Annotated in this window: 21 protein-coding genes and 1 riboswitch; of the genes, 14 read left to right on the top strand and 7 right to left on the bottom strand. The window is 39.8% G+C overall.

Features of this window, described 5'->3' with window-relative positions; translation table 11 throughout:
* Positions 1–5 precede the first annotated feature (5 nt).
* Genes GHD25_RS03220 through GHD25_RS03215 form a run of 3 tightly spaced genes read left to right on the top strand, consistent with a single transcriptional unit; the run spans position 6 to position 2,351 of the window.
* On the top strand, positions 6–1,073 hold the full coding sequence (locus tag GHD25_RS03220; RefSeq protein ID WP_164214927.1) for a GerAB/ArcD/ProY family transporter: 1,068 nt from the start codon (positions 6–8) through the stop codon (positions 1,071–1,073).
* A 2-nt stretch (positions 1,074–1,075) separates the two neighbouring features.
* The gene (locus GHD25_RS20135; protein WP_276207789.1) at positions 1,076–1,198 is read left to right on the top strand and encodes a hypothetical protein; all 123 of its coding nucleotides are present in this window, start codon (positions 1,076–1,078) and stop codon (positions 1,196–1,198) included.
* Between the two features lie 31 nt (positions 1,199–1,229).
* Positions 1,230–2,351 carry an NAD(P)/FAD-dependent oxidoreductase gene (locus GHD25_RS03215; protein WP_164214926.1) on the top strand — a complete coding sequence of 374 codons (1,122 nt, stop codon included), beginning with the start codon at positions 1,230–1,232 and terminating at the stop codon, positions 2,349–2,351.
* 110 nt (positions 2,352–2,461) lie between these two features.
* Here GHD25_RS03215 and GHD25_RS03210 read toward each other — a convergent pair whose 3' ends face one another.
* Positions 2,462–3,049 (bottom strand): cell wall hydrolase, encoded by a 588-nt coding sequence (locus GHD25_RS03210; RefSeq protein ID WP_164214925.1) that lies wholly within the window; start codon positions 3,047–3,049, stop codon positions 2,462–2,464.
* A gap of 436 nt (positions 3,050–3,485) precedes the next feature.
* Between GHD25_RS03210 and GHD25_RS03205 the strand changes: the two genes are divergently transcribed.
* From GHD25_RS03205 to GHD25_RS03180, 6 genes are all read left to right on the top strand, one after another.
* The gene (locus GHD25_RS03205) at positions 3,486–3,701 is read left to right on the top strand and encodes a hypothetical protein (RefSeq protein ID WP_164214924.1); all 216 of its coding nucleotides are present in this window, start codon (positions 3,486–3,488) and stop codon (positions 3,699–3,701) included.
* 280 nt (positions 3,702–3,981) lie between these two features.
* Positions 3,982–4,797: an NUDIX hydrolase gene (locus tag GHD25_RS03200; protein ID WP_164214923.1), complete on the top strand. Its 816-nt coding sequence runs from the start codon at positions 3,982–3,984 to the stop codon at positions 4,795–4,797.
* 70 nt (positions 4,798–4,867) lie between these two features.
* Positions 4,868–6,334: a nicotinate phosphoribosyltransferase gene (locus GHD25_RS03195; protein WP_164214922.1), complete on the top strand. Its 1,467-nt coding sequence runs from the start codon at positions 4,868–4,870 to the stop codon at positions 6,332–6,334.
* Positions 6,327–7,022: a nicotinate (nicotinamide) nucleotide adenylyltransferase gene (gene nadD, locus GHD25_RS03190; RefSeq protein ID WP_164214921.1), complete on the top strand. Its 696-nt coding sequence runs from the start codon at positions 6,327–6,329 to the stop codon at positions 7,020–7,022. The genes GHD25_RS03195 and nadD overlap by 8 nt, the downstream gene beginning before the upstream one ends.
* On the top strand, positions 7,019–7,216 hold the full coding sequence (locus GHD25_RS03185; RefSeq protein ID WP_164214920.1) for a histidine phosphatase family protein: 198 nt from the start codon (positions 7,019–7,021) through the stop codon (positions 7,214–7,216). Before nadD ends, GHD25_RS03185 begins: the two co-directional genes overlap by 4 nt.
* Positions 7,217–7,572: 356 nt before the next feature.
* Positions 7,573–8,220, top strand: a complete 648-nt coding sequence (locus GHD25_RS03180) for an HAD family hydrolase (RefSeq protein WP_164215136.1) — start codon at positions 7,573–7,575, stop codon at positions 8,218–8,220.
* A gap of 352 nt (positions 8,221–8,572) precedes the next feature.
* Here the strand turns inward: GHD25_RS03180 and GHD25_RS03175 are convergent, their stop codons facing one another.
* Complete coding sequence (locus GHD25_RS03175; RefSeq protein WP_164214919.1) at positions 8,573–9,367, bottom strand: polysaccharide deacetylase family protein; 795 nt, start codon at positions 9,365–9,367, stop codon at positions 8,573–8,575.
* Positions 9,368–9,704: 337 nt separating this feature from the next.
* The gene (locus GHD25_RS03170) at positions 9,705–11,384 is read right to left on the bottom strand and encodes an ABC1 kinase family protein (RefSeq protein WP_205601320.1); all 1,680 of its coding nucleotides are present in this window, start codon (positions 11,382–11,384) and stop codon (positions 9,705–9,707) included.
* A 306-nt stretch (positions 11,385–11,690) separates the two neighbouring features.
* Here GHD25_RS03170 and GHD25_RS03165 point away from each other — a divergent pair, with 306 nt between their 5' ends.
* From GHD25_RS03165 to dapA, 3 genes are all read left to right on the top strand, one after another.
* Positions 11,691–12,752 (top strand): FUSC family protein, encoded by a 1,062-nt coding sequence (locus GHD25_RS03165; RefSeq protein ID WP_164214917.1) that lies wholly within the window; start codon positions 11,691–11,693, stop codon positions 12,750–12,752.
* A 69-nt stretch (positions 12,753–12,821) separates the two neighbouring features.
* On the top strand, positions 12,822–14,147 hold the full coding sequence (locus GHD25_RS03160) for a D-serine ammonia-lyase (protein ID WP_164215135.1): 1,326 nt from the start codon (positions 12,822–12,824) through the stop codon (positions 14,145–14,147).
* A gap of 89 nt (positions 14,148–14,236) precedes the next feature.
* Positions 14,237–14,416: riboswitch (Lysine riboswitch) on the top strand.
* Positions 14,417–14,513: 97 nt separating this feature from the next.
* Positions 14,514–15,407, top strand: a complete 894-nt coding sequence (dapA, locus tag GHD25_RS03155) for a 4-hydroxy-tetrahydrodipicolinate synthase (RefSeq protein ID WP_164214916.1) — start codon at positions 14,514–14,516, stop codon at positions 15,405–15,407.
* A 1,025-nt stretch (positions 15,408–16,432) separates the two neighbouring features.
* Here the strand turns inward: dapA and GHD25_RS03150 are convergent.
* The 4 genes from GHD25_RS03150 to GHD25_RS03135 all read right to left on the bottom strand — a co-directional run bounded on the left by GHD25_RS03150 (position 16,433) and on the right by GHD25_RS03135 (position 20,652).
* Positions 16,433–17,332 (bottom strand): GNAT family N-acetyltransferase, encoded by a 900-nt coding sequence (locus tag GHD25_RS03150; RefSeq protein ID WP_164214915.1) that lies wholly within the window; start codon positions 17,330–17,332, stop codon positions 16,433–16,435.
* Positions 17,333–17,394: 62 nt separating this feature from the next.
* Positions 17,395–17,610 (bottom strand): hypothetical protein, encoded by a 216-nt coding sequence (locus tag GHD25_RS03145; RefSeq protein ID WP_164214914.1) that lies wholly within the window; start codon positions 17,608–17,610, stop codon positions 17,395–17,397.
* 365 nt (positions 17,611–17,975) lie between these two features.
* Complete coding sequence (locus tag GHD25_RS03140) at positions 17,976–19,538, bottom strand: glutathione ABC transporter substrate-binding protein (RefSeq protein ID WP_164214913.1); 1,563 nt, start codon at positions 19,536–19,538, stop codon at positions 17,976–17,978.
* Between the two features lie 16 nt (positions 19,539–19,554).
* The gene (locus GHD25_RS03135) at positions 19,555–20,652 is read right to left on the bottom strand and encodes a M24 family metallopeptidase (protein ID WP_164214912.1); all 1,098 of its coding nucleotides are present in this window, start codon (positions 20,650–20,652) and stop codon (positions 19,555–19,557) included.
* Between the two features lie 367 nt (positions 20,653–21,019).
* On the opposite strand from GHD25_RS03135, the gene ade reads away from it, so the two are divergent.
* On the top strand, positions 21,020–22,756 hold the full coding sequence (gene ade, locus GHD25_RS03130; protein ID WP_164214911.1) for an adenine deaminase: 1,737 nt from the start codon (positions 21,020–21,022) through the stop codon (positions 22,754–22,756).
* A gap of 458 nt (positions 22,757–23,214) precedes the next feature.
* Positions 23,215–24,519 (top strand): RNA polymerase factor sigma-54, encoded by a 1,305-nt coding sequence (gene rpoN / locus GHD25_RS03125; protein ID WP_164214910.1) that lies wholly within the window; start codon positions 23,215–23,217, stop codon positions 24,517–24,519.
* The last annotated feature ends 21 nt before the right edge of the window (positions 24,520–24,540 follow it).

Raw genomic sequence — 24,540 nt, 5'->3', positions numbered from 1 at the left:
TCCGCATGCTTTCAAAATGGGAAACGCTTTTTCTGTTATTATTAACACTGCCTATTCTTGGACATGTTGTTATCCTGCCTTTAATGATTGACGTGGCAGGAAGGGATGCATGGATATCGATTTTTCTTTCCCTTCCATTTGCCTTTTTGTTTGCCCTGGCCATCTACTTTATAAAAATAAAGTACAGGAAATTGAATGTGAAGAAAATTTTTAAAGCCATTCTCGGTGAAAAATTTGGGAAAGTTTTCATATTCATTCTCATTCTGTACTTTCTTTTTATTACGGTTGTATCTTTATCCAGTTTTATTGATTTTGTCTATATTTTATTTCTGCCGGATACTCCCCCGATCGCTTTGATTATCTGGTTTCTCATTTTTATTATGTATGGTGCTTCCAAAAGGATAAAAGGGATTGCATTAACTGCCGGCGTTTTGGCTTTTATTGCCCTGACCACCGGAAATACGATTACTATTTTGGATTCACCATTGAAAGATTGGGGGAACCTGAAACCGGTTTTGGAGTTTGGATGGAGTCCTGTGCTGATCGGAACGTTAATTATCTGCAGTATTTGGATAGAGTTGATTTTTCTTTTACTGCTTCCGGTGAAAAATGCGAAAGAGAAAGGAACATTTCTCTTATGGTCCATAGGTATTCTTTTAAATGCACTGATGATGTTATCAACGACAACCGGTGTCATTACTATTTTTGGTCTCGGCCAGGCTGAAAATATGCTGTATCCGGCACAGGAAATTGTCCGGATCATTAATCTCGGATTTCTGGACCGGTTTGATGTGTATGGCATGGTTTTAAATGGTTTTGGTACATATATTCGCTGTTGTCTGTATTTTCGCCTGACATATGAACTATGTACCACGGAAAAATCCTCCAGAACCTACAAAAGGTCCATCTATATTTTTCTTGCATTCATTATTGCAGCCTTCTCAATTTATCTTGATGTGGAGCATTTTCGTGTGGAAAATGCAATTAACATTTATGTATATATGGTTGTGCTATTCCCCTTGCCGTTCATTTTATTGCTGCTGAGTTTGCGGAAAAAAACCTCTGTTTCTTGACGATGTTCGTTCGGACATGGGGTGAAAATATCATATATTCCTCGTCAGAAGCGTTATTTGTCTTAGCAGGCATGTTCGAATGGACAAAGGAAGTGGCGATGTTTGTGCAGAATGTATTAAAATAGAAAGAGAACCTGGGGAGAAGGATGTGACTAGATGAAAGTTATTATAATTGGAAGCGGGGTTATCGGTGCCAGTGCTGCTTATCATCTCGCGAGGCAAAATATTGATGTAGTCATGGTTGATAAGCATCATAAAGGGAATGCGACAGATGCCGGAGCAGGTATTGTTTGCCCCTGGATGTCAAAAACAAATAATCAGGACTGGTACCAGATGGCACGGATGGGAGCAAAATACTACCCGGAATTAATTGCACAGCTAAAAGAAGACGGAGAGACAAATACAGGATATAAACAAGTAGGTGCACTGGGTGTCAGTTTACATCCGGAGGAAATGGACAAAATGATGCAAAACCTGGAAAGTAAGTACGAGGATGCGCCGGAGATGGGTACTTTTAAACGGCTCAGCGGCTGGGAAGCAAAGGAATTATATCCTCCACTGAATGCAGATTTTGAAGCCGTCCATGTTTCCGGCGGTGCCCGGGTGGATGGCCGCCTGCTCAGGGATGCTTTAAAGCGTGCCGCACAAAAAAAAGGTGCTGCCCTGATTCATGGGGAAGCTGTGCTGATTAGCGGAGGAGAAAGGATAAAAGGAGTTAAAGTAAATGGGGAAACAATCTTTGCCGATACCGTTATAGCAACGGGTGGTGCCTGGGCGCCCGCACTTATGAATCCTTTAGGTCTTTCATTAAAAGTAATGCCGCAGCGCGGACAAATAGTTCATCTACGGTTACCGGAGACTGATACTTCCGATTGGCCCCTCCTGGTGCCGCAAAAAGGTCATTATATGCTTGCTTTTGACGATTCACGGGTGGTTGTTGGGGCAACCCGGGAAAATAAATCGGGCTTTGATTACAGGATTACAGCCGGTGGCGTGGCCGAAGTGCTGGATGAAGCACTTAGTGTTTCTCCCGATTTGAAATATGGGACGGTAGAGGAAATCAGGGTAGGTTTTCGTCCTATGGGACCGGATATGGCCCCTTTACTCGGTACTGTACAGCCATATAATAATTTAATTCTTGCTAACGGGCTTGGTGCATCAGGACTTACGGTAGGTCCTTACGCAGGTTCTCTGGCTGCTTTGCTTGCTGCAGGACAGGAAGTAAATATGGATCTATCGCCATACGATCCAATGCGCGCGATTAAGCAAATGCAATAAATGTTAAAACAAGCTGAAACCCCTTCTAACAGGGATTCAGCTTGTTTTTTTACAGAGCTTTTCCTGAACCAGCATATTTTCTTTGAAGAAAATACACCGTTCTATGTTCATTATTTTGCAAAACGATGATCACCGATGGTTAAAATGGTTTCTCTTGAAAAAACCCAGCTGCTTTCTGCTTTGTCGGGATTGTAAAAGTATAAAGTGCCGTTTCCCTGTCCTCTAAAAGCAATAGCTTCTTCCACTGCTGCCATATCTTCCTCTGTATATTCTTCATTGATGGTACCATCCAGTACTGGGGAAAACGCATAATACCCGCCTGTTCTTTCATAAATAACATCCCTTACTGTATCGGGAAATTCATTGGCATCCACCCGATTTAAGACAACAGTGGCTACTGCGACTTTACCTGCATAAGGTTCTCCTTTTGCCTCGGCATTAACAAGTTTAGCCATTAATTCCCGATCAGCATGGGAAACAGAATTTGGGATATCAATGGTTTCGCCTGCCATTAAGTTAAAGCCTGAACGGTTGTTGGCAATCTGCAGGTTTTTCATGGTAACCCCGTGTTCTTTGGCAATGGATTGAAAAGTATCGCCAGGCTCTATTGTATAAGAAGCAGCTCCGGCAATTGCGGGCATTAAAGCTAAGCTTAGCGATAGTGTTGCAGTTAATAGTATTTTATTTAATTTATTCAATGTGTTAACCTCCTGATTTCTCAGCTTAAAAATACTTACATAATAGATTAATAGATGTAAAACAATCTGGCATTAACTAAAAAATGGGAAATTTAGTGTGGAGTGTCTGATTCCATGACCAACCTGGTTTTACGGCAATCCAGGAAGTATTTTACAATACTTAATAAATAGCGTATTTTGGTTTTTATAGTAAATTCAGGTTGATTTGTTACAAACGTTATATTTTTGTAATCTCTGGATTATCCACCTATACAGCAATGTATCTGTATGAAGAGACAGCGTGGGTCTGATGCAGGTAATAAATGAATTTTAAGTAGTTAAATAAAATTGGTGGAAGCTAACTTAATATTACTTATCATGTTCAATTTATGCTTTGAAACAGATCGTTTGTTCTGTTATAATAAGAACAAACATTCCCGTTCAGGAGGAGATTTTTATGCAATCTACTTTGGTTCACTTTGTGGAGAGCCAGGAAAAGATTATGATATATTATTTGGATGCAGACGGAAATATAACCCAGCGAATTATAAAAGTTATTGACGTCCATAATGGCAATATGCTTGCTTATTGCTATTACAGAAAACGGGTGCGATCATTTAAGTTGGTAAATATTCTTTCCTGGGGGAAAATAGGGAGCGAAGCCAGTGCTTAGCATATATTAGGTTGTGCTAATAACTGGCTTGCTTTTTTGCACGTGAAGAAAAACTATGGCGGTTAAAAGTATGCTCATCCCATCTATTCCAGGAAAAGATGTAGTAAGATCCGGAAATTTTGGCTCCCTCATCTGCTTCTTTAGTACCGCGGTACAGCGGTTCCGCGCCCCACCATAAAAACCAATAGTAGAACTTATTTCAATTGCAATGTGCCGGGGAGTTATTTATAATAATAAGTAATTTAGCAATTACAAATTACTATAGCCTGGAGGTGAGTGTATGGCTAATCATAGTGAAGAGAAAGTGATACGGAACTATGATGCCGGTAAGTATGTTACTCCGGACGGGTATACGAGTGATATAGCAGTTTTTACGATTATCTCGGAAAAAAAACGGGAAGCGGGTAAAAGAAATATAAAGGAACCGGAGAACAAAATGTTAAAAATCATGTTAATAAAAAGAGCAGCAAGAGATGCAGAAGGTGAGCCAAACATAGAAGGCGGGAAATGGGCTCTTCCTGGCGGCTTTATTGACGGCAATAAAAAGGAAACAGCAATGGAAGCGGCGTTAAGGGAATTGGAGGAAGAAACAGGGGTAAAGGGACTGTTTTTAAAACATTTTTCTGTATATGATGAATTTGGAAGGGACCCAAGGGGCTGGATGATCTCAAGTGCCCACTATGCCATTGTTCCGGAACAGAAATTAATGAAAAGAAAGGCAGGAGATGATGCACAGGAGGTAAAGCTATTCACCTTGGCTGAAACTGAGCAGCTTGAGCTGGCTTTTGACCACCGGAATATCATTTCGGATGCTTTCGAAAGAATGAAGAAAGATATGGCGGAAACGAAGATTGCGGGAAATTTTCTTCCGGAAGAATTTACGCTTTCAGAACTGCAGCGTGTGTTACAAACGGTAACAGATACACCGAAAATCAGAAATAGCTCTGTATTTTTCTCAAAAGTTCCAAAGCTTGATTTTATTGATAAAGTTTATGATAAAGAGGGCAAACTGAAGAAAACAAAAAGAAATTCGTACAGGCCCTCTCAATTGTATAGATTTAATGATCGGCCGGCAGTTACTTCGATTTGGGAATAAGGTATAATAACAGTAATTTGTAATGTGGAAATTAATTAAAACATTTTTTTATAATCAGGAGGGTTTCATCATGCATTATAAAGATGACAGTTTAGCATTGCACACGGATTTATACCAAATAAATATGGCTAAAGCTTACTGGGATGATGGCATCCATAATCGCCGTGCAGTATTTGACCTGTATTTCCGCAAAAAACCATTCGGGAATGGCTATGCTGTGTTTGCCGGACTGGAAAAGGTCATTGAGTATATTCAAGACCTTCGTTTCAGTGAAACTGACCTAAACTATTTAAAAGATGAACTGGGCTATGAAGAAGCATTTATTGACTATTTGCGTACCATAAAGTTTACGGGGAACATACGGGCATTAAGGGAAGGAGAAATTGTTTTTGAAAATGTACCCATGCTTCGCGTGGAAGCAGGTTTAGCTGAAGCACAACTGCTGGAAACAGCACTTCTTAATATTGTTAACTATCAAACATTAATTGCTACTAAGGCTTCACGGATTAAACAGATTGTAAAGGATCAGACAGTGATGGAATTTGGTACTAGACGCGCCCAGGAAATGGATGCGGCAATATGGGGAACTCGCGCGGCATATATTGGCGGATTCGACGCTACAAGCAATGTAAGGGCTGCCAAGTTATTCGGCATTCCTCCTGCCGGGACCCACGCCCATTCCATGATTCAAGCATACAGAAATGAACGGGAAGCATTCAGAAAGTATGCAAACAGCCATAAAGATTGCGTTTTTCTTGTAGATACGTATGACACCATAAAAACAGGGATGCCCAATGCCATTGCAGTTGCAAAAGAATATGGGGATAAAATCAATTTCCTTGGTGTTCGCCTCGATAGCGGTGACTTGTCATTTCTGTCAAAAGAAGCCAGAAAAATGCTGGATGAGGCAGGTTTCCCCGACGCAAAAATATATGCTTCCAGTGATCTGGATGAATCGACCATTATGAGTTTAAAAGCACAGGGTGCCCAAATCGACGTGTGGGGCATTGGTACTAAACTAATTACGGCTTATGATCAGCCTGCATTGGGGGCCGTATACAAATTGGCTGCTATTGAAAATGAACAGGGAGAAATGGAGGATACGATTAAGCTCTCCAGCAATCCGGAAAAAGTAACAACGCCCGGACTAAAAAAAGTGTATCGTATTGTCAATCAGATGAATGGCAAATCTGAGGGGGATTACATAACGCTGGAGGATGAACAGCCTGAAGAAGAGGAAAGGCTCAAAATGTTTCATCCCATTCATACGTATATCAGTAAATTTGTAACAAACTTTGAAGCAGTAAACTTGCACCATGAAATTTTTAAGGACGGTAAGCTGGTTTATGAAACTCCCGAACTTCCTGAAATGCAGGCCTATGCAGCAGAACAATTAAATTTGCTGTGGGAGGAGTATAAGCGAACAGTGAATCCGGAAGAGTATCCGGTGGATTTGAGTGAAAAGGCCTGGAACAATAAGATGGATTACATCCACCTCGTCAGAAGCAAGGTAAAAGAGATGGTCGGAAATGAGTGAGCAGACAATTGAATATTTTCGACAGCTGAACCCCGGGAAAAATCTTACATCCTTGCTTCAAAAAGGAACAAAGGTAGGAGTATACGGTTCTTCCTTTGACCCGATTACGAATGTGCATTTATGGACAGCTTCTACCGTGGCCCATCGAAAAGGGCTGGATTATATTATATTCCTCCCTTCTTCTGATAAAAGAAGGGATAAGCAAATGGCAACAGTGGAAAAACATCGCGCGGCAATGGTCCGATTGGCAATTAATGATAACCCGAAATTCTTAATGGATACATATGAATTTACAGCACAGCCGGGAAAACACTATTCCTATTATACAATGGAGCATTTTAAAGCATTTTTGCCGGAAGCGGAACTTTTCTTTATAATGGGAGCAGATTTGCTTGCAGATATCGCAAAAGGAAAATGGATGATGGATGAACAGCTGATTCGCTCCAATCAGTTTATTGTCATGGCCAGGGAAAATATAAATATGCTTGAAACTATCGCAAAATCTCCATTGCTCAGAAATTACGATGACGGCAGGTTTCAGCTCCTGGATAAAGGGCTTGCCATGGAAATCAGCTCGACCTATATAAGAGAGGAATTTTCCCGGGGAGGGGAACCGAGGTACTTACTGCCCGAAAGCTGCTACAGCTATATTAAAGACCATCGATTATACCAAGGTGATGACAGATGATGAACAGCATTTATATTATCAGACATTGCAGCGCAGAAGGACGGGCTCCTGCAGCACCACTGATGGAAGAAGGATTTAAACAGGCAAAACAACTGAGTAATTTTTTTAAGAAGAGAGAAGGGAACCGCATTATTTCCAGCCCCTTTTTCGGGAAGTCAATCGATTGTACCGGTTGCCAGGCAAAAATTTACTGATTGAAAAGGCCAGCCGGTTGTCAGAACGGGTACTTAATTCAGTAAACATGCCGGACTGGCTGGATAAACTTAAAGCTGCGTACGACAATCCGGATTTGCCGTGTGCCGGAGGAGAATCCAGCAATGAACCGCATTGTTTGGGTAGTGGAAGATGCTGCAGAAGATGAAGAGGAGAATATTATTATAATAGCACATGGAAATATGAGGTCTTTACTATTAAAATAATATGTCAAGCAATTTGGTTTTCCGGGAAGAATTTGAGCCATCCGGACATTTTCTTTTTACAATTATCACATAAAGGGCACTCTGTAGAGAGACTATGGGAGGACGAACAAAAATAAAAGACGGGAGAAATTATAATGAAAGCAATCATATTCGATTTTGATGGAACAGTCGCTGATACCCTGCCGACAATCTATCATTCTTTTCAGACCATTTTTAAGCAATTTGATGATAAGGAACTGTCAGATGAAGATGTCAAAGCAATGTTTGGCCCCTCGGAAGTTGGGATTATCCATGAGAGGTTAAGTTATCAGGATAAAGAAAAAGCCATGGAAACATTTTATCGGGTTTATGCAGACAGCCATGCAGAACTTGTAAAAGAAAATCAGGAAATACAGGAACTGCTGAAATTTTTAAAGGAAAACAAATTTAAGCTTGGCGTTGTAACGGGGAAGGGAAGAAGCAGCCTGGATATTTCTTTAAAAATGCTCCATCTTGCTTCTTATTTTGATGTAACAATTGCAGGTGATGAAGTGGGGCATGCAAAACCACATCCGGAAGGAATACATAAAGCAATGGATTTACTGAATGCCGGGCCTGAGGAATCCATGTACATCGGAGACAGTGATGCTGACATTAAGGCGGGAAGCCGGGCAGGCGTGACAACGATTGGGGTACAGTGGCTGCCGGATTATCAGACACCGGAATTTGCCGAAGAGCCGGATAAACTTTTTAAAGATGTAGGAGATTTTAAGGAATATATAAAATCGTATATTTCCTGATTATCAGCTAAAGACGAATATCGGTATATAACGGGTTGGGGAGGGGAACTTTCTAAATGCGCTGTGGGGAATATAAACAGGGAAATGGCGAAACGTCCAATTTAAATCTGAATATGGTCCCCCCTTTATTCCCCCTTAAAAGTTATTACATTTTATATCATACCTTTTTGGCAGCATCATGACTTATTCTGGTCTGACAGGCACCCTGACGCCCAGGGAGCAGCTATGCTGGATACGGTGATTGTTTCCCCGGTTCGCTAAAAGAATGGGAATTCATTGTGAAAAAGTGAGCATTAAGAGGTAAAAAAATGTCCGCAACTAATTGGAAGCAGACATTTGACCAATACTCAAGTTATTTTTGATAAGGAATATCCAGCATCTCCGGGACGGTTTCAAACTCCAGTCCCTGATCTCTCAGGTTGGGAATGATTTGCCTTAAAGCTTCAATTGTGTTCGTCCTGTCACCTGACTCACTGGCTCCGTCATGCATAAGCACAATTGCACCTGGATGGATATTGTTGATGACGTTATAGGCAATGACTTCAGGCGGGTCTTCCTGCCAGTCAAGAGAATCTACAGACCAGCCTACTACGGTATAATCCATTTCACCCAGTTTTTCCAGCAATTCATCATATAAAAATCCATATGGTGCACGAAAAAGCTTGGGTCGATATCCCACTACAGAATTAATAATTTCTTCTGTGCGCAGAACCTCGGTTTCCAAAGTATCCATGTCACTTGCCTCTACCAGGTTCGGATGTCCATAAGTATGATTACCCACAACATGACCTTCGTTAACGATGCGTTGTAAAAGTTCCGGATAAGCTTCTGCTCTCGCTCCAGTAACGAAAAAAGTTGCCTGAATATCATGTTCAGCTAATAAATCCAGAATTTGCGGAGTAAAGCGCGGATCAGGACCATCATCAAATGTCAGTGCAACCGTATTTTCCGTTGGTGCGGCACTCAACACCAGGATATCCGGAAACCGCTGCTGTAAAATTACATTGGAGACAGGGTTCCGTATCCTTTCTTCATATTCCTCCCCATCTTCCAACTCTGGAATATTTTCCTGCTGGGCTGAACTTGGGTGTAATCCCAAGAATAGGGAACCGGCCAGCATAATTAATCCAATTATTGATAACGTCATGTTTTTACTCAATTTTATAACCTTCCTTTCTATTCCTGAAAACCTTTAAAATGATTGAAAAGCATTTTCAGACGTAAACTTTTCCTTCACGCACAGAGATGAATTTAAGTGATAGTCATGCAGGTGCAGGCTATTGCCCTTTTTAAAATTTATGAAAAGCCAGGTTTTCTAAAGGTTAGTTTATCCAACAGGAAAAATAATATGAGTGAGGTTGATAAGGAAAATAGATAAATATGAAAGAAGGGAAGATAACTTATGTCATCTTTGAGGTTGTAAGTTTAATTACACTAAAAAAAGGGACGTTCTTTTGCTTTTACAGCACAAGAACGTCCCATGCCTAAAATCGTCCGGAACGAAAAATGGCATACAGGATCCATATGAACATGCCGGCGGCAACAATAAAGCCGAGTTCGATGACTGGTATGTTCCAAATCGGGCTAGTCTGTCTAATAATGGCAGAGCCAATAATCAGCCCTGTCATAATGATGCTGAAAGCGAGCAATACAATACTGAAGGCCAGCCTGTTGCTGATTCTGTCCATTTTTTTCAGAGATTCTTCCAATTTTGGCACGGAAATTTCGACCCGTACTTTTCCTTTTTTAATTACCGATTTTACATCCTGGATATTTTTTGGAAAATCCTTCAGAAGTTCACGGTATTCAAATAGTTCATTCAGGAGGTTTTCTGCAATCCGTTTTGGCTGATATCGTTCCTTCAGCAGCTGTTTGCCAAAAGGTTCGGCCATTTTTATGATGCTGAGATCCGGGTCCATCCTTTCTACCATTCCTTCCATCGTCAGCAGTGCTTTGCCAAGAAGAGTAAGGTCAGCAGGAATTCGTATTTGGTGCTTATAGGCAACCGTAAATAATTCATTAATCGCATCCCCGAGACTTATATGGCTTAAAGGAATATCGTAATATTTATCCCTCAGGTTTTCCACGTCTCTATTTAATTCATTTATATTAACATCTTCAGGTATCATTCCCATCCGGTCTATTGCTTTAATGAGGCCTTCCGTATGTTGTCTTCTTAAAGCAATGACAAACATGGAAAGGCTGTCTTTCATTTCTGATGTCAGCTGTCCGACAGAGCCAAAATCAATAAATACTGTTCTGTCCCCCAGTAAAACCATTATATTTCCGGGGTGGGGATCGCCATGAAAAAAACCTTCTATAAATATTTGGTGAAACATGGCTTTTACAACATGCTCTGCGACCAGACCGGGATCATGGCCTTTCATTTCAAGTTTCTGAACGTCATCCAACTTTGTGCCGGTGATAAATTCTGCAGTTAATACGTGCGCTGTAGTATAATCCCAATACACTTCCGGCACATGAATATGGGAGTTGTTGCTGAATTGTTCTTTTATTTTTTCGGAGTTTCTTCCTTCATTTAGATAGTTAAGCTCTGTTTTCAGTGACCTGGCAAATTCCTCAATAATTTCCACGATGTTATAACGTGCTGCCATTTCCAGCCGTTTTTCCGCTATACCTGCAATATCCCTTAGTATCTCTAAATCTGTTTTGACATTTTCTTCAATGTTGGGACGCTGAATTTTTACCGCTACCGGTTCTCCGGTTTGTAATACAGCATAATGAACTTGTCCAATGGAAGCAGCAGCAACAGGTTTTTCCTGGAATTCGGAAAACATTTTTTCCACAGGTGCTTCCAGTTCTTCTTCTAAAATTTTCTTTGCTTCATCGGAAGGGAAGGGGCCTACATTACTTTGCAATTTTTCGAGCTCGATAATGATATCCTTCGGTAATACATCTGGTCTTGTACTTGCAAATTGCCCCAGTTTTACAAAGGTTGGACCAAGTTCTTCCATAAACAGGCGAATTCTTTCCCCGGTTGTTTTTTGTTTAATTTCTTTCTGCTCATTCAAGAAGACTCTTCTTGGCATGGAAAGAATTTCATGGAGTCCAAGTTCCATGGCAAGGTAACCAAAACCATACTTCGATAAAGCCTTAATAATATCTCTGTAACGCTGTAAATGTCTGATTCGTTTTTCAAAGATAAGAGATCCCTCCTTTCAGCAGGAATGTTCCTATGTATCCTAAAATACTTTTTTAAACCCTGCCTGCCGTAATACCGCATTTTGATGGATTGACTGAACCTAATGTCTTATTATATAAATGTACGGGTAAAGCTAATAATGTATCCCAATTATTTTTTACCCTGTTTTTAAGTAATTATAGCATTTTTCCCCTTATGAATCTGTTGATAATAAAAAAATACTATTTTTAAGAATGAAGCAGTACAATATATTATAGAAAATGTATTGGCTTAAAAATAATTAATTTGGCTACCAGAGGTGCTGTAAATGGATTTTAATATTGGGCCGCGTATGGTGAAAACGGGTCTGGCCGTTGCTTTGACTTTGCTTATCACCGGTATATTAAATCTTGAACTGGCCATTGTTGCAGCAATCGCGTCTGTAATCGCGATGCGACCATCCATCATGCGGTCTTATACGTATATTAAAGAGGTCGTTATATCCAATAGTATCGGCCTTTGTTTTGCCCTGGCCGGCTATTTTCTGCTTGGATCCCATCCGCTGTCGGTAGGGGCCATGGTGGTTCTTGCCATCGCCATTAACGTGCGGCTGGGTTTAACTAAAACGGTCAGTCTGACCACGTTAACCGTCGTCGTCATGATGATCGGAACGGGAGAAGGAATGACGTTTTCCTATGTTATCCAGCGGTTATCCCTGGTTGCAATCGGTGTATTGTCCGCTTTTATTATTAATGTGGTAGTTTTCCCGCCGAATCATGACAAAAATTTATTTAAAATGATTAAGAAGGCCAGTGAGAAAACGAATTTCCTCCTGCGGGTCAGTACAAACAATACGATGAGTGTTCCCCAGGTAAAAGCGGAGGATAAAGAAATGGAAGATATGATTGATGATGCAAAGGATTACTTTGAAATTATCTATGATGAACGAAACAATATTTTCATTCGCAACAGGATCCGTTTTTTCAGGAATATTATTATTTATAAACATATGATACAAGTACTGATTAAAAAAAAGGAATTGATCCGGCAGATAGAGAAGCATTTTGAGCAGATTGAGGAAAACGCCGGGAATAAAAAGTTTCTGATTAAAAAGCTTGTTAACGAAATAAGCAATTACAGTGAAAATATTGTTATGTTATATGAAGATAAAATTGTTATGGATAAAGACCTGCAAAAAGAGGCAAAAGCTGCCATGCAGATTACAATCAATAATTTGATAGATGAGCTGCAGGGTTCCGAGTTTGACAAATGGACTGTGGTTTTTCCGATTGCCAGCAGTATTATTGAGTTGTTTTATGAACTGGATAAACTGGAACGCTTTGTCAGGGGGAAAGAATTAAGCACGCAAAAACAGAAAAAAAAGGATTAATCCCGAGTATGCATACTCGGAAGCTGTAACGGGTACACTTAACTAAAGTTTAAATGATTTGTGGGAGTGATTTATATAGTTTCACAGGACAAGCTCGCTTACTATCAGCAGAAATATCCGATTCTTCAATACGTAATGACTAAAAAGCCTGTTCTATGGGAAAACCCTTCCAAAAAATCTGTGAAAGACCTGGAGTCAACGCTCAGCCGGGATGATATACTTGAAGCGGAAGAACTATGGCAGCGGTTTGCTCCCTTTTTAATGAAGGAATTTCCCGAGACGAGGGAAGCTGACGGAGTAATTGAATCTCCTTTAAGAGAGATACCGCGAATGAAGCAGGCTTTGGAAAACGAGTTTGGATCAGGGTTTTATGGAAGATTATTCCTTAAATGTGATAACGAACTGTCGGTTGCCGGTTCCATTAAAGCAAGAGGCGGTTTTTATGAAGTATTGTATTATGCTGAAAAATTGGCTTTGGAAGCCGGATTAATTACAAAAAAAGATAACTATGAAGCATTTTCCAGCCCTGAATTTAAAAGCTTTTTTCAGCAATATAAGATTGGTGTTGGTTCCACCGGAAATTTAGGATTAAGCATAGGGATCATGAGTGCTAAACTGGGATTTACCGTGTCGGTATACATGTCCCATGATGCAAAGCAATGGAAAAAGGATTTGCTTCGAAAAAAAGGGGCAAAAGTATATGAGTTTGATGGAGATTTCAGTAAAGCAATAAATGCCGGGAGAAAGGAAACGCTGGCTGATCCTAAGGGATATTTTGTAGATGATGAAAGTTCGAAGTATTTATTTCTTGGATACAGTACTGCTGCATTGCGTTTGAAGAACCAATTCGAACAGGAAGGAATACTAGTAGATGAGGAGCATCCATTATTTGTATACCTTCCATGCGGTGTTGGCGGTGCACCCGGCGGCATTACTTTTGGGTTAAAGCATGTTTTCGGGGATCATGTTCATGCTTTCTATGTTGAGCCTGTTCAATCAGCATCTGTATTAACCGGGCTGGTGACCGGAGAAAAAGATAAAATCAGTGTTCAGGATATTGGACTTGATAATAAGACAGAAGCGGATGGTCTTGCGGTTGGCAGGCCTTCGACTTTTGCAAGTGCGATCAGCGAGCAATTAGTAAGTGGGATCTATACTTTTGAAGATTCCATTTTATTCAAATTACTCGCGATGCTGGCAGATAATGAAGATATTTATGTAGAACCTTCTGCTGCAGCAGGATTAATTGGACCGTTCAAAGTATCCACTTCGGATTATATGGTAAATCAGCAGATTAGAAGTGAAAATGCAACGCATATTGCCTGGGCCACAGGAGGCGGTTTAGTTCCTGAAACAGAAATGGCTGATTTCTACAGGCGAGGCAAGTCCCGCTAAAAGAAAATAGGAAGAAAGACTTGTTTATGGATGGTTTTTTTGATAAAGTTGAAGTAACAAGTTCATATATCTTATTTTAATTTATTTAAAGTAAGGGTAGAGGCTGCAATGACCATCAGTACCTGTGAAGAGGAGAATGAGCTCCGCTGATTCATGGGAAAAGGGGGAATTGCCGAAGTGGATGGATGCTCATCATCCGGAAGCTGGTTCTGTTATTGAATAGATGCAGAATTGTCATATAGGAAACTATATGGAGGGCTATCATGCTGAGAACAAATTTGTTCTTTAAGCAACAGCGGCCTTTCGTTGTTGTTTTTATTTTGGCTCTCCACACCAACAAAATTTAAGAATAGGGTGTGAGATTAAATGAATTTCGGGAGTGTATTAACAGCAATGGTAACGCCATTCGATCAGAATGGGGAAATAGATTTCAATGCTGTGGAAAATTTAGTAAACCATTTGATTGCCAATGGCACGGACGGGATCGTAGTTGGAGGTACAACAGGTGAATCACCTACGCTAACCCATGAAGAAAAACTGCAGTTGTTTAATTTCGTGGTAAAAGCAGTAAATAAACGTGTGCCGGTAATCGCCGGAACAGGGTCAAATAATACGAAGGAATCTGCCGAACTTACGAGGGAGGCCGAGGTAAGTGGTGCAGATGGGGTCATGCTTGTTACCCCATACTATAACAAACCTTCCCAGGAAGGAATGTATCAGCATTTTAAAACAATTGCAGAAAATACTTCATTGCCTGTGATGCTATATAATATTCCTGGCAGAAGTGTTGTTAATCTGGAGCCTGAAACGATTATCAGACTTTCTCAAATAGAAAACATTGTTTCTGTCAAAGAAGCAAGCGGAGATCTTGATGCAGCAGCAGAAATTATCAGCCATACTTCCGATGATTTTAGTGTCTACAGTGGAGATGACAGCAACACACTGCCAATGATGGCAATTGGCGGAACTGGAATCGTGTCCGTTGCTTCCCACATTATCGGAAATGAAATGAAAGAAATGACAAATGCTTTTCAGCGCGGTAATGTTACAGATGCTGCAGCGCTGCACCGTCAGCTGCTGCCGATGATGAAGGTTCTGTTTTCAGCACCAAATCCAACCCCGGTAAAAGAAGCCCTGAACCGAATCGGTATCCCTGTCGGGGGCGTCCGCTTGCCGCTTATCCCGTTGAATGATGCAGCACGTGCTAATTTGTTTAATGTAATGGAAGTGTATGAGACGAAAAAAGCGGCAGGATATTAATATAGGCAAGAGAGCTTGATTCGATGCGGATTGAGCTCTTTTTGTTTTAGCCGGCGGATTTAATTAAAATAAAAGCTCTCCATCATAATGTTTCGTGGGCTCAAGGCCAAAATCGTTGGAAAATCGTATAAAATGTCTTCGAGGAGCGGTCTCAAGTCCAAAAATTGTCTACGAGGAGCAGCATCAAGGCCAAAATTGTTGTATAAGCAGTTGAAATGTCTTTGATGACCGGTCTCAAGGTCAAAAACTATTGTATAAGGAGCTGAAATGTCTTTGGTGAGCAGTCTCAAGTCCAAAAATTGTTGTATAAGCAGTTGGAATGTCTTTGATGACCGGTCTCAAGGCTAAAAACTCTTGTATAAGGAGCTGAAATGTCTTTGATGAGCAGTCTCAAGGCCAAAAATTGTTGTATAAGCAGTTGGAATGTCTTTGATGACCGGTCTCAAGGCTAAAAACTCTTGTATAAGGAGCTGAAATGTCTTTGATGAGCAGTCTCAAGGCCAAAAACTGTTGTATAAGCAGCTGAAATGTCTTTGATGAGCAGTCTCAAGGCCAAAAATTGTTGTATAAGCAGCTGGAATGTCTTTGATGAGCGTTCTCAAGGCCAAAAACTGTTGTATAAGGAGCTGAAATGTCTTTGATGAGCGTTCTCAAGGCCAAAAATTGTTGGATAAGCAGTTGAAATGTCTTTGATGATCAGTATCAAAGACAAAAATGGTTTGAAAATCGTATAAAATGTCTTCGAGAAGCAGCCTCAAGGACTAACTCCGTAAGATAAGCAGTCAAAATGTCTTCGAAAAGCCGAATCATGAACAAAGACATCAAAAAAGAGTCATGAAAATGTCTTCGAGAGATCCAACATGGTAATTAGAAGTGTTTTATTCGATGTTTCGTTCGTGATAACTGAGATATACCGTACTTTATGAGAGAGTATGAAAACGTTTAGGTAAGGTGAAACTTATTCCGTTAGTCTCAAGAAGTCCGCCATTATAATGACGAACTCATCTTTTTAGATCCAAATACTTTTATAAACTCCCTTGTATGACACCGGCAGGGGTTTTCCCCCACGCTTCCGTTTTGGCGCCGTAGAGTATCCATGGATCAGGAAGTTCAAACGCATGGTCAGCCGGAAGCAACTTTGCTTCCTCTCTTGTCAGATCCATCCAAATATAGGTTTCTTCCTCATTCTGTGCGGCAAAATTTCTGTAATCTTTTGATATGGTTTCCCACAGTCCTTTTTGGGAAGTAATATCCTTCCATGGATAAACTGCATGTAAATAATGATGTTTCTTTTGATCGGTCTTCGTAATGACAAAGCGCGTGTGATCCTCATTTTCATAAAAATTCCATTGCTTCAGGTCTTCATCATGAAACAGATATTTAGATCCGGGAAAAGGGTAATAGCATTCATAAGGAAAGGGCTTGCCAGATTTGATATATGTTTCCTCAAGCCATGCTTTTTTATGGTCAAGGCTTGTAATTCGATTCCATGGTTTCGCCTCTGTTTCCAGCATGGAAGTATCTTTAGTTACAGCCCCATGTAATTTTGTATATGTATCCAGCTGATTCTTTTCCAGCACCCGCTGAGCAGGTATATTATGTTCTTGGGTGTTTGCACCAACCCATACAATACTCTTTTCCTCGGATGCTTTATTAAAAACGTAAGACGTGAGTTTTGTCGAATAACCTTTTCCTTTAAATCTTGTGTCACTTCTTAAACGTCCTACCATCGCATAATGTTTTGCATAGATAGTATATCCAGCCATGCTGACAAGCCGGCCGTCCACAAATAACCCGAACAAGCGATGGGGAGGTGAGGAAAGCCGTTCAAATATGCGGATAACGTAATCATCCTCTATCCCGGTTTGCATGGATTCCACGGTAGGAAGGTCATGTATGTTCAGTTGCTTTATAAGCTCATTCATATGTAATTCCCCCAGCAGCAAGATGTATTTCCATATAAATTATAACTGTATTTTACTGAAGTTTAAAATAAAAGAAATCCAATAAAAAAAGAATCATTTTCCGATTCTCCTGGATAACGATTCTTTTTATGTTTGGTTTGGTATAATAAATCTTTCTTTGTTTTGGTTTTGCGTGTCCGCAGATCCAGTTCTGCAAATGGACTGCGATTGATTTCCGGGTTTAATCTGCCTTCCCGGATCAGTTTCTGCCGCTTTTTTTGTGCTTTGGATCTCGCCATTTTGATATGCTCCTTTTTATATTTATATTTTTTTCATTATAATGGAAGACTGCTTATTTGTCACATGTTCGGTAATACTGCCGGTTATGCTTAACCAATTAAGCAAAAGTGGAATGTAGTTAATGAGGGCGGGACAAAACAATTTTAGTAAACAGAAATCCGAACATCCTTAAACTTATGATTAAAACCCGCTCTGGAAATATCATCACTTTTACCGATAGTACTAGTCGCCATCCGATTAAACTACTTTGGTTGTTTTCTCGGTGGCTGCTTTGCCGCGAACAGTCCAGTGCCAAAACATCAACTATAAAAACCGCTTATCATGGGAATTTTACCTCTCCCATGATAAGCGGCTTCCGTAAATATTATTCAATTACTACATCATTCAGCATCATGATGCGGGACGGGTGCATCCAGAATCCTTCTGTACTATTATGGACTGCGGCGATATACTCGGTATGCCTCAAATAGGCTAAAGGTGCCTCTTCTACTTCTATCTCCTGGACTTCCTGATAAAGCTCAACTCTTTTATCCGGATCAGTTTCTCTTCTTGCTTCATCTATTAATGCATCGACTTCTTCATTTACATAAAAACTGCGGTTGCCCGGTGTTCCAACTGAATCGGAATGGAAAAGAAAATACTGGTTATAATCACCATCTCCGGTCATATTCGACCAGCCAAGAATAAACATATCATGATCCCCATTGGCTGTTCCTTCCAGATAAGCTCCCCATTCCACTACCTCAATGGAGACATCAATGCCTACTTCACTAAGCTGGGATTGAGCAACTTCAGCAGCATCCATCCTGGCCTGGTCATCATTTGTCCAAATGGTGGTTTCGAAGCCGTCGGGGTAGCCAGCCTCTGCAAGCAGTTCCTTTGCTTTTTCTACATCATAATCCAAACCTTCCAAATCAGGGTCATGCCCGATAACGGCAGGCCCTATTGGACCTTCTGCATAAACCCCGACGCCATTATATACATGATCAATGATTGTTTCCGTATCCAGTGCATGAGAGATAGCCTGGCGGACTAATTTATTATCAAATGGCTCTTTTTGCACATTAAAACCTATATAATCCACACCGAGTCCTTCACTGCGGTATAAATACATGTTTTCAGACTCTTCCACCTGAATAACATCATTCGTATTTATTGGTTCGGCAATATGCGCATTTCCTGTTTCAATCATACTGATTCTTGTCTGTCCTTCAGGGATAACTTTAAATGTTACTGTTTCTACGTTGGCAGGTTCGTTCCAGTAATCATCATTTCTTTCAAGAACAATTTCATCTCCCGGCTCCCAGGAACTGAAGATAAAAGGCCCGGTCCCTACAGGTTTTTCATTTAATAAAGTCTCGCCGCTTCTGTCAGCTTCGATTGCCTGTGGACTGATTATACCGCCGGAATAGTGGGCAAGATTGGCCAGCAGTGGTGAAAATGGATATTCAGTTGTAAATTTAATGTTGTATTCATCGACCACTTCAATTTCATCGATCATATTGAATAAATCTGCCCTTGGTGAAGCAAATTCTTCATCAACAACTCTTTCTAAATTTGCTTTTACAGCTTCAGCATTAAAAGGTTCCCCGTCATGAAATTCCACATCATCCCTTAACGTGAATTCCCATGTTAAGTCATCGACCCTTTCCCATTCTGTTGCAAGCCCCGGCTGGAATTCCATATTTTCATCCTGTATCACCAATGTTTCGAAAATTTTATTATGATATACGTTTGCTGATGGAATATCTGTACCCATATGCGGATCCAGTTCTGTTGCATCAGAGCCAACAGCGATGATAAGTGAATTGCCGCTGTCTCCTTCTTCTGTCGCTCCCTCGTCAGCCTCTGTATCCGGTTCACTGGCACAAGCGGCCAGGAGTCCAACTAGACCAATAAATAACATAAATGAAATGATTTTTTTCATAATGATCTCCTCTAATTTAATTATTTATTATTTGTAATTCTTTTGTTGCTTTCGTTAAGTTCTCAATCCCGTTTTCCCGGATAACAACCAGATCTTCTATTCTAACTCCACCCCATCCTGAGAGGTAGATGCCTGGTTCTACGGTGATCACCATCCCGGGCTTAAGTATCGTGTTATCTGTAGATCTCATCGCAGGGCTCTCATGAATATTCAACCCTAGTGAATGACCAAGACTGTGGCCGAAATGCTCCCCATATCCAGCATTGCGAATGATTGATCTTCCCACTTCATCCAGTTCATTGCATTTTTTACCCGGACCGACTTGTTTTAGACTCTCTTCCAGTGCTTTTGAAACAATGCTGTAAATTTCTTTTTGTTTCTCAGTCGGTTCACCAATAACTACTGTTCTGGTGAAGTCAGTATAGTAACCATTGACTTTAGCACCGAAATCCATTTTTACAAAATCCCCAACTTCTACTATTCTGTCAGTAGCTTGTCCGTGAGGAAGGGAAGATCTTTCCCCGGAGGCAATTACATGGTTTTCCTTGATACCTTCTGCACCATGTTTTTTCATAACATATTCAAGTTCTAATCCAATTTCCTTTTCACTCATACCTGGTTTAAGGAAACCGGTGATATGTTCGAAAGCAAGATCACAAATACGAATACCTTCACGAATATGATTGATTTCTGATTCGTCTTTTATCATTCTGATTTGCATAATATACGAATCTATTAATAAAAAATGGGCTTTTGGCAATTGTTTTTCGAGTTTTTTTAATGACCCAACGGGGAGTGAATTTTCTATTCCGATTTTGTGCAGATTCATTTTTTTCATTTGTTCCCCGACGCTTTGTTCCAGCTGGCCTCCAGGGTGCTGGATCACTTCATAATGGCTGGTGGAACTGCTTTTTGCATCATCAATATAGCGAAAGTCTGTTAACAGAATACTGTTAGTTTCAGTAATAATCAGAGCTCCGCTGCTCCCCGGAAAATTCGCAAAATAACGGCGGTTTTGTGCTGAGAATATCACTGCTGCATCCAGATTATTTTCCCGGATTGCTTTTCTGAGGCTTTTTATTCTTTGTTCTATGCTAATATAAATCACCTTCACTTCTTATTTTTGTTTTGCTGAATAAGGAATATTCAGCTTTAAAAATAAATTTTTCTAAAAAAAATAAAATTAATTAACAAATAGTATATTTAGGTTACAACAAAATGTCAATATATATATCAATAAAAATAACATATTGATGTTTAAAGGCGGTAATTGTTTTTATATTAATTGATATTATAGTTATACACTATCATTTTGTTTCTATATAATGGTATTTGGCAGACATATAATTTAATATGCCGGTATTTGGGGTGTTTAGCGAAAAGTGAAAGCGTTTTTCTTATTTTATATGTAATTGCACCTATCCTTTTAATAGAAATTGAAGTTATAATGAAAGATAATGATGTGAAGCGGGGAGATTTTTATGAATAAACGAAAATTAATAAAGAGAATAAATGTGGCATCGAAAAAAGTGGCTGCCGATTTAGTAATAACAAATGGAAAAATTGTTGATGTATTCAATCAGGAAATAATGGAAGGTGATATTGCCATTGCCGATGGAGTATTTGCAGGAGTTGGAGATTACGAGGGAAAAAAGACGATTGATGCAAATGGAAAATATATTTTACCCGGTTTTATTGATGGACATGTACATATTGAATCAGCCATGGTTACGCCAGATCAATTCGCACACGTCGTTCTTCCGCATGGGGTTACCACGGTAATCGCCGATCCACATGAAATTGCGAATGTAAGCGGGGCAGAAGGAATCGATTTTATGATCAAAGCGTCTGAAGATACTCCTCTAAATGTGTACTTTGGTATGCCTTCTTGTGTACCTGCAGCCCCCTTTGAAAGTAATGGTGCAACATTGCGGGCTGAAGAAATACTTCCTTTTTATAACCATCCAAGTGTAATCAGTCTGGGGGAAGTAATGGATTATCCGGCGGTTAAAAATACAGAGGAACAAATGCTTGAAAAGCTGCTGAATGCCCAAGAGGCAGGAAAAGTGATTGATGGCCATGCCGCAGGATTTGATCAGGTTGGATTAAATGTGTATATGGCTGCTCATATCCATAGTGATCATGAATGCACCACACCAGAGGAAGCAAAAGAAAGGCTGCAGCGCGGTATGTATGTGATGCTGAGGGAAGGGTCTGCTTCGAGAGATTTAAGAAAGCTTTTAAATGCTGTGAATGAGAAAAATGCCCGCCGGTGTTTATTCGTCACCGATGATAAGCATTTGGATGATCTGATGAAAGAAGGAAGTATTAATCATAATGTCCGGGTTGCAATAGAACATGGTCTAAGTCCAATTACAGCCATACAGATGGCAACAATCAATGCAGCAGAATGCTTTGGTTTACACAATAAAGGAGCGATTGCCCCTGGATATGATGCAGATTTTCTATTTGTAAATAATCTGGATGATCTGGATATAGCTGAAACCTTTGTCAATGGTGAATCCGTTGCTGCAAATAAAAAGGTTAAATACGAACAAGAGAATACTGTATCAGTATCATACCGGCTTACAAACAGTGTCCATATAAAAAATGTGACAGAAAAAGATTTGCAAATAACACTGCAGAAAAATCAAAAAGCAAATGTAATTTCCATTATCCCTAATAGTATTACTACAAAACATAAGGTGATGGCTGCAGATGTAAAAAATAACCTTTTTCAACCATCAGCTGAAAAGGATCTGCTGAAATTGGCCGTTTTAGAAAGGCATCGGGGGACCGGGAATATCGGACTCGGTATTTTACATGGTCTTGGTCTGAAAACAGGTGCCATTGCATCCACAATTGCCCATGATTCCCATAATATCATTGCTGCAGGGATAAAGGACGGGGATTTGTTAGAGGCAATACATTATTTAAAAGAAATAAACGGCGGAATAGTGGTGGTAAAAGAGGGGAAAGTATTGGCATCTCTTGCTTTACCCATTGCGGGACTCATTTCAGATCAGCATTTTCAAAAAGTAAATAAGAAACTGGGCATATTGGATGAAGCACTGGAAGTCATTGGATTTCAGCAGAACTTTAATCCATTTATCACCCTGTCATTCCTGGCTCTTCCGGTTATTCCCGAAGTAAAATTAACTGCCGGGGGATTGTTTGATACGAAGCAGTTTAAACATATTCCCATTTCAGCTGAGTAGATTCAGGAAAAGTACCTGTTACTTGCCTGAATTTGCATAGATAACGCGGTTTATTGCTGGAAGGGCTGTGAAAAAAGTGTTTCTTTTTTTCACAGCTCTTTCACTTTAATCATTAAATTTCAGCTGTGCACCTTAGCAGTTTAATAGTATGACATAAAGACTGTTGTGCATTTGAAGATAAGATACCGCTGTTACTGCAAAATGAAAGGACTGGCGGAAAGTTAGGCATTTGATATCCCGCAGACCTAAAAATCAATAGTAAATACAATACAGAACTATTATGATCGGGATTGTTTTAAACACTATCATAGTTTCCTGACCTAAAAAACCCCTTTATTTTATCCAATTTTATATTATAATAAGTTGTAAGCGTATACAGATTATAAATCTATGGAACGCTGTATTTATTTTTAAATAGTGAAAGAATCTTAGGAATTATGCTCAATGGGGGGATTGTAATGGAGCTGGTACTTCAACAAAAGCAGAAACTCAACTTAGTAATGACCATGGAATTGCGTCAGGCCATAGCGATATTACAATATTCAACGATTGAACTATACGACTATCTCCAAAAACAGGAGCTGGAAAATCCTTTAATTGAACTCTCGGACAGAGAAGACGTTCATTATGAAAAAGGAAATATTCCAGTTAAGCATACAGGTGCCGACTCGAAAAATCCAATTGATTTTTTACCGGATAAAAAAGCAGATGAAAGAGAAAAATTGCTGGATCAGGCTACCTGGCTGAACATTACGGATCAAGATAGGATATTGCTGAATTATCTAGTATTCAACCTGGACGAAAATGGCTATTTGCCGTTTCAGGAAGAAGAAATTGCTGCAGAGCTTGGTTTGGATATAGAAGTAGTGAAAAACGGCATTCAGATGCTGCAGACACTGGAGCCGGCAGGGGTGGGAGCAAGAAGTCTGGCCGAATGCCTTTATTTACAAGCAAGGGCGCACTATCCGGAGGCATCTATAACCCATGACATTATTAAAGACCACTTAGAACAGCTGGCAAACAAAAAATGGCACGACATCGCCAAATCATTAAATATAAAACTGGCTGAAGTGAAAGCAGCATTTGAATTGATCCGCAGGCTTAATCCAAGGCCATGCCGGCTGGATGATCAGGCAATCGAGTATGTAAACCCCGACGTTATTGTGGAAGAAGCTGCCGGCAAGCTGGAAGTTTACCTAAATGATAAGTATTTGCCTAAAGTAGAATTTAATCATAGCTATAGTAAGTTAGGTAAAGAAAATGCTTTAAATAAGTATATAAAAGATAAATACAAAAACTATCAAATGCTTATTAGCAGTCTGGAACAGCGGAAAAATACAATTTTAAAAGTTACGGAAGCGATTATAAATAAGCAGCAGGAATTTTTTACGAAAGGTTTTTCCGGACTTCAGCCATTGACATTGAAGGAAATTGCTGAAGAAATTGATATGCATGAATCTACCGTCAGCAGGGCAACGACAAATAAATTTATACAAACGCCCAAAGGGACTTTTGATTTCCGTATTTTTTTTACTTCAAAATTAAATACAGATAGCGGGGAAAATGCTTCCCAAACGAAAGTAAAGTTATTGCTGGAAGAACATATTAAAAATGAAAATAAATATAAACCATATTCCGACCAGAAAATAGCTGATTACCTTAAAACAAAAAAAGGGATAACCATTTCAAGGAGAACGGTGGCAAAATACAGGGAGGAATTAAATATTCCATCATCAAGCAAAAGAAAAAAGATAAAAATATAATAGGGCTGTGAATTGTGGGGA

Source organism: Virgibacillus aidingensis (assembly GCF_010994035.1).
GTDB lineage: Bacteria > Bacillota > Bacilli > Bacillales > Amphibacillaceae > Virgibacillus_N.
Note: the sequence above shows the minus strand (reverse complement) of the source record. Positions and strands in the feature narration are given on the sequence as shown.